Source organism: Microvirga sp. KLBC 81, assembly GCF_003075415.1.
Taxonomy (GTDB): Bacteria; Pseudomonadota; Alphaproteobacteria; order Rhizobiales; family Beijerinckiaceae; genus Microvirga.
In genome coordinates, this window is the sequence record NZ_QDAH01000004.1 from 184,954 (window position 1) to 197,076 (window position 12,123).

The 12,123-nt window shown below is 57.6% G+C and carries 10 protein-coding genes; 7 read left to right on the forward strand and 3 right to left on the reverse strand.

What is annotated here, in order from left to right:
- Positions 1 to 122 precede the first annotated feature (122 nt).
- Together DC522_RS34635 and DC522_RS34640 are read left to right on the forward strand one after the other, a co-directional pair.
- The gene (locus tag DC522_RS34635; protein ID WP_165820052.1) at positions 123 to 584 is read left to right on the forward strand and encodes a response regulator transcription factor; all 462 of its coding nucleotides are present in this window, start codon (positions 123 to 125) and stop codon (positions 582 to 584) included.
- A gap of 883 nt (positions 585 to 1,467) precedes the next feature.
- Positions 1,468 to 1,641 carry a hypothetical protein gene (locus DC522_RS34640; protein WP_165820053.1) on the forward strand — a complete coding sequence of 58 codons (174 nt, stop codon included), beginning with the start codon at positions 1,468 to 1,470 and terminating at the stop codon, positions 1,639 to 1,641.
- Positions 1,642 to 1,849: 208 nt separating this feature from the next.
- Here DC522_RS34640 and DC522_RS04910 read toward each other — a convergent pair whose 3' ends face one another.
- Positions 1,850 to 2,494 carry a TadE/TadG family type IV pilus assembly protein gene (locus DC522_RS04910; RefSeq protein ID WP_116527578.1) on the reverse strand — a complete coding sequence of 215 codons (645 nt, stop codon included), beginning with the start codon at positions 2,492 to 2,494 and terminating at the stop codon, positions 1,850 to 1,852.
- A gap of 846 nt (positions 2,495 to 3,340) precedes the next feature.
- On the opposite strand from DC522_RS04910, the gene DC522_RS04915 reads away from it, so the two are divergent.
- Positions 3,341 to 4,747 carry a pilus assembly protein TadG-related protein gene (locus tag DC522_RS04915; RefSeq protein ID WP_256369837.1) on the forward strand — a complete coding sequence of 469 codons (1,407 nt, stop codon included), beginning with the start codon at positions 3,341 to 3,343 and terminating at the stop codon, positions 4,745 to 4,747.
- A gap of 593 nt (positions 4,748 to 5,340) precedes the next feature.
- Positions 5,341 to 5,853 carry a prepilin peptidase gene (locus DC522_RS04925; protein WP_256369834.1) on the forward strand — a complete coding sequence of 171 codons (513 nt, stop codon included), beginning with the start codon at positions 5,341 to 5,343 and terminating at the stop codon, positions 5,851 to 5,853.
- Between the two features lie 802 nt (positions 5,854 to 6,655).
- On the opposite strand, the gene DC522_RS04930 is transcribed toward DC522_RS04925, so the two are convergent.
- Together DC522_RS04930 and DC522_RS04935 are read right to left on the reverse strand one after the other, a co-directional pair.
- Positions 6,656 to 7,003 carry a hypothetical protein gene (locus tag DC522_RS04930; RefSeq protein ID WP_133239231.1) on the reverse strand — a complete coding sequence of 116 codons (348 nt, stop codon included), beginning with the start codon at positions 7,001 to 7,003 and terminating at the stop codon, positions 6,656 to 6,658.
- A 102-nt stretch (positions 7,004 to 7,105) separates the two neighbouring features.
- Positions 7,106 to 8,647 carry a type II and III secretion system protein family protein gene (locus tag DC522_RS04935; RefSeq protein ID WP_116527582.1) on the reverse strand — a complete coding sequence of 514 codons (1,542 nt, stop codon included), beginning with the start codon at positions 8,645 to 8,647 and terminating at the stop codon, positions 7,106 to 7,108.
- Positions 8,648 to 9,531: 884 nt separating this feature from the next.
- Here DC522_RS04935 and DC522_RS04940 point away from each other — a divergent pair.
- From DC522_RS04940 to DC522_RS04950, 3 genes are all read left to right on the forward strand, one after another.
- Positions 9,532 to 9,702, forward strand: coding sequence for a Flp family type IVb pilin (locus tag DC522_RS04940; protein ID WP_116527583.1), 171 nt, complete (start codon positions 9,532 to 9,534; stop codon positions 9,700 to 9,702).
- Between the two features lie 130 nt (positions 9,703 to 9,832).
- Positions 9,833 to 10,744: a Flp pilus assembly protein CpaB gene (gene cpaB / locus DC522_RS04945; RefSeq protein ID WP_116527584.1), complete on the forward strand. Its 912-nt coding sequence runs from the start codon at positions 9,833 to 9,835 to the stop codon at positions 10,742 to 10,744.
- A 203-nt stretch (positions 10,745 to 10,947) separates the two neighbouring features.
- Entirely contained in the window at positions 10,948 to 12,081 is a 1,134-nt protein-coding gene (locus tag DC522_RS04950; RefSeq protein ID WP_165820054.1) for an AAA family ATPase, read from the forward strand.
- Positions 12,082 to 12,123: the final 42 nt, after the last annotated feature.

Consider the following 12,123-nt stretch of genomic DNA (forward strand, 5'->3'; position numbering starts at 1 on the left):
CCCTGTCGCACTGCTGCTCAGGTGATGCACCTGACTTATTTATCGTCGATGGCAGTGATCCCTTGCAGCAGGTGATCGAGACGGCTCGTAGCTTGAGGTGTCAGTACCCCGAGGCTCGGATCATGATCGTTGGACACACCTTTGATCCGAACTTCGTGCGGCAGGGGAGGGATGCAGGGGCTGATGGCTTCTGCCTGTCGACCACGGGGCGTGACGTTCTGATTAAGTCTCTGGAGCTCGCAATGTTGGGTGAGGCCGTTCTGCCAGCGGCTTTGGTGTCCTCCTTGCTCGATGACCTCCCGGTTCGCTCAGAACCAGGGTTCTTGGATGCCAAGTCGTCCGTGCAGACCTCGCCTGATCTGAGAGTGCACAATCTCTCAAACCGGGAGGTCGAGATCCTGAAATGTCTGATGCAGGGAGCCTCCAACAAGATTATTGCCCGGCAGTTTGACGTCGTAGAGGCTACAGTTAAAGTTCACATCAAGGCCATCTTGAGAAAGATCGGTGCGGCTAACCGCACGCAAGCGGCTATGTGGGCCACGACCCGCCTGTCGACCGGGAGCAGCGCCGCGATGAGCGCCTGATCGGCGGATTTTAAACGGGCTGGCGAAGCGGCACAGGTAGACCAACTCACAGCCGCAGAGCCATCAGTTCTGGTCGAACGGTGACTTGCTCCAGCCGATCCGGACTGCACCCATGCGGACCTCGGGTGCACCGCCTCGATTCATCATGGGGCCGTTTTAGATACGGCAGGCCAGTGCAGGTAAGCGCTTCAGGGGCAGGGACCATACGGGCATGATCCCTCCAGGGGGTGACGGTCAGCCTCCCGGTTTTGAAAGGGCCTGAGCCACGGTCGTCCAGGCCGCGCCGATCGGTAGGGTAGGGCTCAGCAGATGGCGCCCAGGGTCCCCGTCAGAACCACAGTGCGAACGATGAGGAGCGCGAGTCGCTCCATGGTGACTGTTTCGACTTCGCTCGTCTAATCAGGGAAAGGCAATGGCGGGTCGATTTCCAGAGGAACATGGCCGTCCTGACACGCACCGTCGTCGGGAAACCCGAGGCGTGCACAAGGACCGGACATAAGAGGGTTTGAGGTTCGCCTATATGCCTCTTCAAGCGCCTCAATCCTCACGACGGGACTGATGGGCCAGCCAGAGGTAATCAGCCGGATCCGAGGCCGATCGAAGGATGTACTATGGAAGGCGAGGGTGAAATCGGTGGGTTCTGTTCCGATTTCTCTTGAGAGATGAGAGATGACAACAGGCTGAGGGGCCAGACCGCATCGTTCGTTTGTCAAGTCGAGGGCAGGCAGGAGGTTTTTGCTGAGAACGCTGGGGCGATCACTGTGACGCGCGGAGCAGATGATAACCTCCTTGGGATCTAACATAGGAATAGACTGTTGACTATTTGTGTGGTGTGCTCAAGTCACACAAAAATCGCTGCTGCTAGACGAGGGAGGCGTTTCTCATGTGGACCCTGTACGGTTCGATCGCGATTGGCGGGGTGCTTCTGGCGTTCGCTCCGCCCAAGGATGTGGTGGAGCAGAAGAGTGTCGCCCACGAGGTGGCCTTCATGCTCACGTGGCCCTTCTACCTCCTGCTCGATATTTTCGTGCAGTCCAGGCGCAGGAGACGTCCATAGCCTCGGAAGGTCCAGAGGCGATCACACGTTCTGGCGATCGATTGCAGTGGCTGACTTGCGCGCGTAGCGCAAGTCGTGCGGATGCCAGTGAGCGGGACATTGCCGGCCGTTAGCACTCCAGCCCGTGTCCGGAAAGGACGGCTCTCCGGCCACTGCATACACCATAGGTCTAAGTCGCATTCAGGGTGCCGGGTCGCCTCATCATGATTTAGGTCCCCACGCCTGGTGGTCCGAACGACTCGCTCGTCAGCCGCGTCGTGGCTGGGGTGTAGAACCCATCGGGCTGGCCGCTGCACTCAGGGGGTGGGGGTGGGTTGATGAAAGCCGGAATGAAGCCGTCGAGGAACGTGAACTGAAGCCGTTTGCAAATTGTCACCGTGACCCGCACCGGCGGACCGCCGGGCCGCCCCACGAAGCCAAGGGCGTATTCTGAGGAATCGAACGTCTGATAGGTGACAGTGACCTCGCTGGCTTGCAGGGTGGGAAAGGCCCGTTGCATCTGCGGTATGATCTGGGAAAAATCGCAGCCGACGGTTCCTGACTTGCAAATGTAGGATGTGCCGGGGGCAGGCTTGCATCCTCCCGCCACAATCTCGCAGCTCTCTCCAATGGTATCTGGTACCCACCATCCGATGCTTGCCAGATCTGTTCGAAGAGTTGTGGACACAGGCTGGTTAACGACTGCCCATCGGGCGCCGAGTTGAGCCGCCTTGGTGGCGGCATTCGCTTGGAACAGAAACAGCCCTATCTCGATGGCCCCCACGGTTAGTAACAGGACAAGCGGGAGCACAATAGCCATTTCGACCATTGCCGCGCCCGCCGTGTCGCGAAGCGTCATTCTGATCTGTCGCATTCTGATCCCCAGCACTTTCCACGTAGGAAAGCATGCTCAGAGAGCAGTTTCCAGCGCACTACCCCATTCGATCAAGAGGCTAATTCTTATGAGGCATTCACGCGACCATCGGGCGTATCAAAGGTGCCACCAGTACATTCCCGACCCGATGGCACCCTCCGGCATCGGACGTTACCTCGGGGGATCAGCAGTCAAAAGCATTTTGCCTGAGGACCAGCATTGCCCTAATCAGTCCTGATCCTGAACCAGTGACGCTTACGTTCATCCAGTTACAGCATCGGACCCACAAGTGGATTTGCACTTTTGGGGCTCATCCGATGCTTTCTCCTTGAATGAGAGCATCGGCACAGGAGCTTGCCCGCGTGACCATGTCTTCATTCGCCGACAGCCAGTGCTTTGCGGTTGAGGCGCCTCATCCCCCAAACGGAGCGGGGCACGCCCTGGATTGTTGGGACAGTGATCGTTGTGCAGTAACGGAGTGCTGGGTGCTAAGGCCACCTCCTCACTGGATGTAAGCGCGCTGCTGACGTGCATTGAGCGCGCGCCTACGCGAGAGTGCTCAAATTACCGACGCAGGGCTTTTTGCTGTTGTGCCTCTCCTGCGGGTCCGCCCTGCGATGCTCTTCAAGCACACTAGATGTTGCACCTCAGTTCCCCGTGCTGGTGAAAGATCTGCGCTGCGTCTTATCTGTCCCTCATCTTTAGGGGACCTGCAGGGCGAGATACTATTCTTCTGGGCAGGGGCTATCATCCTTCGGAGGTAGCCGTGCCGAATTGCAAATACCCATCCTCCATGGAATCAATAGGGCATCATTCTTAGGGGGCTTCATGAGCAAGCAATCACTTATGCGCCGGCTCGCTCGTGACGAGAGAGCGGCGGTGATCGTCTGGTTTGCGTTTACACTCCCGGTCATCCTCGGCATGTTTGCGCTTTCGCTCGATCTCGGGCGATACACGAGCATGCATACCGAGTTGAAGGACATGGCCGATGCCGCCGCTCTTGCGGCGGCAAATGCTTTGGATGGAACCGATACGGCCATCCAGAAGGCCGATGCGGCTGCCGCTGCGGTGGTCAACAATTCCAAGTTTGCTGATTCCTGGGGGGATGGAGCTCGTATCAGCCTCGTCTATGCCTCAAGTTACGACAATCTCGGAGCGGGGAACTACCTCGCTAAAGGGGTTGCCGCCGACGAGAAAAAGGCCGCATGGGTCCAGGCCATCACCAACGTCGGAACTGTGAACGGTCTGATCATCCAGGTGCTCGGTGGTGACCCGACCATGACGGCCAGCGTCCGATCAACGGCCGGCACGCAAACAGTAGCATGTGCCGTTCAGCCGCTCTTCATGTGCCTGCCGTCGGGTGGCACCACCTTGACACCGGGCACGATGGTCCGGGTCAGGGAGCAGCCGGGCAGCCAGTGGGGGCCCGGCAACTTCGGTCTTCTTGATCCTCCCAATGCAGCCCCAAACCAGAAAAATGACCTGTTGCAACATGGGCTTGCCGCAAGCTCCCCAAATGTGTGCTACGTCAATGCTCTGACGCCGGCACAAGGTGGCCAAGCAGGCAAGGTGAGAGAGGCGATCAACGCCCGGTTCGACATTTGGGATAACAACCCGGATGCAGACGTCCGAATTCCGCCAGGCCCAAACAACTTCAAGGGGATTGCACCTCAAAATAACAGTGCTTGCGTCAAATCCATTCCCATCGACCCTTATCCACGCAATGGCGGCGTCATGCCGCGCGACAGCTGCTTCCCCGACGGATGCAACGGCCCTTATGGTAACGGTGACTGGCAGGCGGGAGCTGCGACTTACTGGTCCACTCATCACACGACAGCTTATCCCGGCTTTGCGACACGCTTCGCAATGTACATGGCCGAACTGGGTCTCGACGCAGACGGTAATGCTCTGGAATCCGGTCAGCCCGCTCTCAAACCATCGGATCCCGAATACCTAACGATGGGGCCTGTTTGCGCTGCTCAGAGGGGTATCACCGGTCCGACAGGAACCTGGGAACGGCGCGTCATCTATGCTGCGATGATCGATTGTGTGGTGCATGCCGATTGGCTGGTGGGCAATTCGACGAAATCGCCAATCAAGGATGCGGACATCGGCCAGTTCTTTCTGACGGAGCCAACCGAACAGGGGCAGGAAGTCTATATGGAATTCATCAAGCGGATCACCAAGGACGACGACGAGGGTAAGCTTCACGCGATCGTTCAACTTTACCCGAACCCGCAAGATGGAAATTAGACGGCACCATGTCATCGCCTTTGTGGTGCTTCAGGCGATGATCGCGGTCATTTGGGCCGTCGATGTATGGTCTCGAAAGCCATCCGGGTTCATCACAGCACAAGGCGCGCTGCTGTGCCCATCCCCGGACAGCTTGGAGTTTTCGGTCGTAAGGCCGAGCGTGGCTGATGCGCTCGGGTGCAAGGAGTTTCCCTGGGGTGTGCGCGTTTATCGTGCCGACGACACCAGCTTTGAGCCGCCCGGGGTTTGGAAGGTTTATCTTTACGAAAAGCTGGAGGCTGGAGTGCATGAACGGGCGTGGGGTCGACGCAGTGATTTCTTGATGCCGGATGGATCCGTGATCATTGAGGGGGCGACAGTGCAAATCCACGCGCGTGTCCCTAGTTGCAGCAAGCCACAGGAGTGTAGGTGAAAGCGTTGTCAGTCGCGCGGTGTGACCAGCGCCGATGCTGGCATCGAGAGTCAGTCGTAGCAAGTTTCGACCATCAGATTACAATCTCGACGGCCGTACTACCATTGCCTGTTGTTCATCGCTCCTATCAAAATGGCCTTTCAGATAGGCTTGGGGCTAGTAGATTGAAGAGGTAAAGATCGTGGCGCAAATAACTCTCTTCCTGTTTCCGGCCATCATGGCTTTTGCAGCAGCCAGTGACCTTCTCACCATGAAAATCCCGAACTGGCTGACAGGGGGGCTCGTACTTGCGTTTCCCCTTGTGGCCCTTCTCACCGGCTTGGATTTGTCGACCCTCCTGTACCATGTCTTGGCTGGTGTCATCCTGCTCGCGGCGGGAATGGCGATGTTCGCGCCCGGATGGATGGGGGGCGGCGATGCGAAACTCCTCGCTGGAGTGGCGCTGTGGTTCGGACTGAGTTCTGCGCTTGTGAATTTCCTGCTGATTGCAGCTATAGCAGGCGGTGCGCTAACCCTCGCTTTTCTCGCAATGCGCAGTATTCCGCTTCCCGCTTTCACACTGACTTGGGATTGGTTGCAGCGACTTCACAATAAGAAGTCAGGCATCCCTTACGGAATTGCGCTCGCGAGTGCCGGGCTGGTTGTCTACCAGGACTCAGGAATAGGGCGGTCACTCATCAGCCTTGCGGGCTAACATGTCCTGAGGCTGATGCATCGATGGGACTTTTGGTCCGTTGGGAAGCGAACTGGTTGGGCGGGTGGAGGATGTCGCGCTGGTCGGAGACAGCTTAATTGGGCAATTGGCTCTGAAAATCCGGAGTCGTGAGCCGTCTAGTATTAGCGTTTGTAGACTACGTGCCTGGAGCCGCAGTGGCCGGGTCGTCGATGACCTGGACAAAGGTAAAGCACCGACTACGGCATTATTTAACACGAGCGGGACAGCTTTTTGCCTGCGGTGAGTGTGGACGAATAGTGTGCCGTGCATCATCAGGTCTCGATTACGTCTCGGGAGCCACGGGCATTGAAAGCGACGTTGTTGTGGGACGGACCGATCGCGCTTCCGCATCAGTACCGGGGTATCTCAGTGGCAGCCTACCACAGGAGTCGCGTGTATCTGCCTGAGTTCCCGCATGTCTCATGTCCCAATGCGCATGCGGAGTATAGATCATGATGAGGTCGTTATTGTCCGCGCCCGAGACCGCCTTCAGGATGCGGTTCCGTACGCTGGTCGTGGGCGAAAACAAAGAGTGCTGATGGCAGATCGTAGACCAAGTAACAATGGTTGGAGATAATGTTTCAGGAGACCGGGCGCCACGGAAGCATCTCGTTCACTGCGGGATGGTTACTCACTTCCGGCATGCCGCAGAGGCATTCGGCACCTGCAGCGCAAAAACGCGTGCAGGCCGCTCGACGGGTGATCATGCATAAAATCCTCCCACGTGCGAGAGGTCGCCTGTCAGCTCAATGTTAACGACAGTCTTTCACAGAGGCTCGAGCTAACAAGGTTCAGCTGACGTGGCGGCGGCCGCTGGACCGTTGTTGATGTTGATTGTGGGGCTGCCAAATCCTCCGCCTTGCGCCCCGGAGTTATTGCCGCCGCGTGGTCCACACTCATAGCGGCGGACAGTACGGGCAATGCGTTCACCGCTGAACGCAATGTCCTTCTGGCGTGCATGGGGAGGCCAGGGGTCGGTCACATGGGTGACGACATTGGTCTGGACGGCTTCACCGGCACTAAAGGCAATGGTGTCCTTGCGGTCCATGTACTCTGAACACCCGGCAAGGCCGAGACCGCTGATGAGCACAGCAAGAGCAGTCAAACCTCGCACTTGATACCTCGTCATGGCCTTTGCCTTCCGTTTAGGTTCTCTTTCAGCCGCTCGGGTCTGGATTGTTCACGCTCAGCCGGCCTCTGGCGTCTCAGCCACCCGGAGGCAGGCATTTCCTTAGTTCTTGGCTCTAACGACCGGCACTGGATTCGCAGTCTTGACCTTCGCAAAGGCCGCTGGAGCAAGATCACCTTGTTGGGGCAGAATATGTCCGTAGGGCCCGGTCAACTTTGCGCCATTCGCTATGATCCACTGCTGGGTCGGCGACACGGCCGACGGCGTCACTGGCTTCTCAACCTCAAGCTTGCCCGTGATGAAAAGATCAGCATCGTTGGCGGGCACGGTCGTGTCGAGAGGCGACGCGATCAGGTCTCCAGGCTTGCCTGGCTTGACGAGATGCGGCGTCACGATGACAACGAGCTCAGTCTCGCGTGACTGGAACTGCGTGCTCCGGAACAAGGCTCCGAGGACCGGAAGGGAACCAAGCCAGGGGAGTTGCTCCACGTTGCGCTCAGTGATGTTCTGCAGCAATCCGGCCATGGCGAAACTCTGGCCGTCGCGCAGTTCAACGGTCGTTCTGGCACTCCGAACCGTAATGCCCGGGATAGAAATTCCCGAAGTCTGAACTGCCAGCGTCGGATCGATGTCGCTGACCTCAGGGGCCAGTTCCAGATTGATCAGGCCGTTCGACAAAACGGTTGGTGTAAAATTGAGCCTGACGCCGAAGGGTTCGAACTGGACGGTGATCGTCGGAACGCCAGCCTGTGTCGTCGAGGCAACCGGGATCGGGATCTTGCCACCAGCGTGGAAGGTCGCGGTGCCGCCAGACAGCGCAACTAAGTTCGGCTCCGCGAGGCGGCGAACCAGCCCTTTGCTCTCGAGTGCGTCGATGTGCAGGTCCAGCATGCGTGAATTATTGGCGAAGCGAAGTAGGACATGCGCAAATGGTTGTGTGCCACCGATCAGTGTGGAGAGGAGATTACCTTCCTCGTCACGTCCTCCACGTCCGATAAATGCATCATTGCGACGCCCCAGATAATCTGAACGGATACCCAGATCTCGGCCGGCACTGCGGTTCACCTCAATGAAGCGCACCTTCAGCATGACCTGTTGCGGCGATGCGACTTTGGTCGCATTAATGACGCCGCCTGGTGATACGCTTCTGGCAATCTCAACGGCGCGATCCACGGCCTGGCTGTCAGCGGCTGTTCCTTCGAGGATCACTTGATCGCCACTGCCCCGGACCCGGATGCCGCCAGCGCCGCCGCCGGCATAGACCTTTTCAGCCACACTGGCGGTGTCGGGTCCGACCTCAACATCAACAACGGCGACAACCTGTTTTCGCTCGTTCAAGATCGAAACGTTGGTCGTGCCAACCTTCTTACCCAGAATGTAGAGCGTCTGATCGCTCAACGGGATGACATCAGCAATCTCCGTTGCGCCAACCAGAACATCCGTGAAGGGCTGCTCAATGCGCACCGTTTGAGATTTGTTGATAGGGACCCGCTTCCGAATCAAGTTGGCGCCGCCTGAAACCGTCTCTGGACGCCCCTGGGCATAGCTTGGTGCCGGGATCAGCAGAGATGAGCCGGTGATGACGCTGGCTGACAGCGCAAGGACAATTGCCGCAGCAAGTCTCGGTTTGTGCTTTGCAGCCATGTCACCCCTCACAGGTAGTCACAAAGGTTCTAGTTAATCGTTTTCTACTGGTCCCCTTAGGGCATAACAAGCGCGATGTTTAGGTTTGGTGAAGAGATCGTGGTCTTCGCGGACAACTGGGATCGAAATGCCACAGTATGCATAAACGGCTTGAACAGGCCGGCAACGATGTGTCGTGTCCAGAGATTTCTTGACGGCTGCAGCCACTATCCGCGGGACAACGGCTGAGAGTGCCAATTTATCACGTCAGCGCATGGATGGTGCCGGATCTGGGTGGCCCCGTGTGGATCTGAACTCTTGCTCAAGAGAACGGGAGCGATCTGCGGTCGTCCCATTCTCGTCAGGTGCGAGCCTGGTCCGGTCTAACACGAGAGATTGGCTATTCGGGATTCAGAGTGCAGGTGCTTGCGTACGCGAGACGGACAACTGAGGTTAAATGATAGAACTGATTGGGCGATTGGGCGTCCGTCATTGAACTCCGTGTCCGGGTTCGTGGGTCAGAAGACTTCAACAGGATGTCTGCTGGCGAAGGTTCGAGAGAATCGGACGGCTAGCTTGTTGTGCGATGCTTCGCGGTGCCGAGCTGCGAGTGGCACCGCGTTTTTGAGCTTGAAGTTGGCGGTAGATCGTCTGTGGCTTTGCTCCCAGCCCAACTGGCAGGAGTACCTCCAAAGGAGATTTCCGCAGTGCGCGGCGCTGTTCTCGGCGTCCTATCCCAAAGTTTCCGGCTCTAACTCGCCCGTATAGTTCCGTACTTAGGAAGTATTAAATCGGCCTGGTCCGAATTGACTCTCTTCGTGGTAAAGATTTTCCTAATTGCGTCGGGCCAAGATCGGTTCGAAGTAAAGGGCTAGGGGTTCTAGCTCAACAAGGGGAAGCTAGATATGACGAAGTTTATCAAAGGTTTTGTGCGCAATGAAGATGGTGCAACGATGGTCGAATACGGCCTGCTGGTCGGCCTGATCAGTATCGCTGCTCTCGCGACTCTTATTCTTCTTGGGCCAGAACTAAATGATATGTTCAATCGGGTCCTGGTGGCGCTGCAGGCCCTGTGATGCCTACCTAACTCCAAGATGCACCCTGCTGATAATCCAGTCTAAGCAGGGTGCCTCCTCTGAATAACTCCGATTTAAGGGTGACAATTGCTCGTACTGAGCAATTTCAACTAACGCGCAAGAGGCAGCAATGAGAGCCGGATCGGCTATTTCGTTAGGGGTTGCAATCGTTCTCGGTGGTGCCGCGGCATACCTTTCAAAGGGCCTGATTCAGCCGGGGGCTTCTGGCGCAACCAAGTCATCGCTTGCTGGTACAGCTGTCGTTGCAGCGCAGCCTCTGGCTTTCGGAACACCGCTGACGCCTGATAATGTTCGTGAAATTTCCTGGCCGTCTGAAAACATTCCGGATGGAGCCTTTCGCACTGTCGAAGAGTTTCTGAAGGATGGACGGCGGGTTGCGCTAGCCTCGTTCCAGAAAGACGAGCCCATTCTCAGCCAGAAAGTGACCGGCCCGAACCAGCGGGCAACGCTTTCAACACTCATTGAGGAGGGGAAGCGCGCGGTGTCGGTCCGGGTTGACGAGGTTCGCGGTGTGGCCGGCTTCATTCTTCCGGGCGACCGAGTCGACGTGATCCTGACCCGCGGCGAGAATAGTCAAAGCTCCGATAAGGCCTCTGCTGACGTCCTCATCCAGAATACCAAGGTCCTGGCGATTGACCAGATCATCGATGAGAAGCAAGAAAAGCCGACGATCGCAAAGGCCGTGACTCTTGAGCTCGATATGCAGCAGGCCCAGAAGGTGGTGCTGGCGCAGGGGATTGGCCGATTGTCACTCGTGCTCAGACAAGCGGGGGAAGCCGAAGCCGCGCCCGCCCGGCGGGTGCTGGCGTCGGAACTCAGTGCAGGCGAAATTATCGAAGCCAGTCGCAAGGAAGCTGAGAAGGTCGAGGAAAAGAAGGTGCCCCTGCGGGCAGTGGCTCTCGTGCCGCAGCCACTGGTTAACGTGATCCGGAACGCCGTGAAGCGTGAGCAGTATACTGTTCACAGCGAGAGATCTCCTGTGCAGGTCACATCTGCTGATGTGCCCGAGAAAGCGAAATAGCTGCGCCTGGTAATGTGGCTGCACTGTCGCCCCTCGGCTCCTCTCCGGTGGCTGATGTTCTGGTGTCCTTGAAGGCTTTATCCCTGCGGTGAGAATGACGCTACCGGTCTGCCGCCGAACAGGCCCCGAGGGGGACAACTGCTCCAGTAGCCCCTTTTAGGGGGGCAGACATGGGCGATTTCTTAATAATGGTGGGGGAATTCATGCAGACCTTTGTTATTCATACCGACCCGGCAAACGAGCGCATCGAGACCTTGACCCGTTTGCTGCAACAGTTGGGGCATTCGTCTTCCATTACTGCGGGCTGGCCCGAGGCATCCGAGGGTCCGGGCTATTCGCGGAGCCACAAATTCATCACCGTTCCAGATACGGCTGGGGACGCTAGCCTGGCTGAGAAGGCCGTTCAGTACCTGACGGCCGACCAGAGTGGATCATTCCTGGTTTACATCGCCGATACCATGGCTCCGGATCTCTACAAGCGCCTCGTGAAATCAGGGCGGGGCGAGTGGATCTCTTGGCAGGCGGTCCCGCAGGAATTCCCGGACCTGGTCAACAAACTGAGCGTCTCAGCCGGCGAGGGGGCGGTGGCGCGTGTTATTAGTTTTCTCCCAAGCGCAGGAGGAGTCGGAAACACGACGCTTGCCCTGGAAACCGGATTCTGCCTTGCATCGGAAAAGAAGAAGGATGGGCTGAGAGTCGCTGTGGTCGATCTGAATTTTCAAACCAGCACGCTCGCGGATCTCCTCGACCTAGAGCCGAGTCTCGATGTGTCCGAGCTCATTGACAGGCCTGAGCGGCTGGACGACCGGCTGATCGATGTGTTCACGAGCCGTCATTCTTCGCGTCTGGATGTCTTTTCGAGCCCCACACGCTTCGACCATCGTGAGCTACCGTATTCGGGTGTCGTATTCTCTCTGCTGGATGGGCTTAGCCGACGGTATGATTTTGTCATCATCGATCTACCGCACCAATGGGCGCCCTGGGTCGATAGCGTGCTCCAGGGCTCTGATGCTGTCACCATCGTCGGCGGGAGCACTGTGCCGGCGGTCAAGCAGCTCATGAAGCGCGTCCAGCACGTGGACTCCTTGGATATTCCGCTGGAGCGAACGAAGGTCGTCGTCAACCAGTGCGATGCCACCCTATTCGGGTCGGTTGCCAGAAAGCCCGACATTGATAGGGTTCTGGTCCGGAGCACTCCGATCTACATTCGGCGGGATGCTGCGACGGCAAATCAGGCGGCCAATACGGGAAGGCCTATGCTGGACCTCGCACCCCGTCGGCCCGTCAGCAAGAGTATCCGCCAACTAGCAACCTGGATGCAAACCGCGATGGGCTAGCCTCACAACTTGCTGCGACTGCTTAAAGGGAGGGGGAAAGAC

Excerpts from the sequence above, each read along its gene's own strand:
- DC522_RS04910 (WP_116527578.1), bottom strand. The coding sequence starts at position 2,494 with ATGCGACAGATCAGAATGACGCTTCGCGACACGGCGGGCGCGGCAATG.
- DC522_RS04935 (WP_116527582.1), bottom strand. The coding sequence starts at position 8,647 with ATGGCTGCAAAGCACAAACCGAGACTTGCTGCGGCAATTGTCCTTGCG.
- DC522_RS04915 (WP_256369837.1), top strand. The coding sequence starts at position 3,341 with ATGCGCCGGCTCGCTCGTGACGAGAGAGCGGCGGTGATCGTCTGGTTT.
- DC522_RS34635 (WP_165820052.1), top strand. The coding sequence starts at position 123 with ATGATCGTTGGACACACCTTTGATCCGAACTTCGTGCGGCAGGGGAGG.
- cpaB (WP_116527584.1), top strand. The coding sequence starts at position 9,833 with ATGAGAGCCGGATCGGCTATTTCGTTAGGGGTTGCAATCGTTCTCGGT.
- DC522_RS04940 (WP_116527583.1), top strand. The coding sequence starts at position 9,532 with ATGACGAAGTTTATCAAAGGTTTTGTGCGCAATGAAGATGGTGCAACG.
- DC522_RS04930 (WP_133239231.1), bottom strand. The coding sequence starts at position 7,003 with ATGACGAGGTATCAAGTGCGAGGTTTGACTGCTCTTGCTGTGCTCATC.
- DC522_RS34640 (WP_165820053.1), top strand. The coding sequence starts at position 1,468 with ATGTGGACCCTGTACGGTTCGATCGCGATTGGCGGGGTGCTTCTGGCG.
- DC522_RS04950 (WP_165820054.1), top strand. The coding sequence starts at position 10,948 with ATGCAGACCTTTGTTATTCATACCGACCCGGCAAACGAGCGCATCGAG.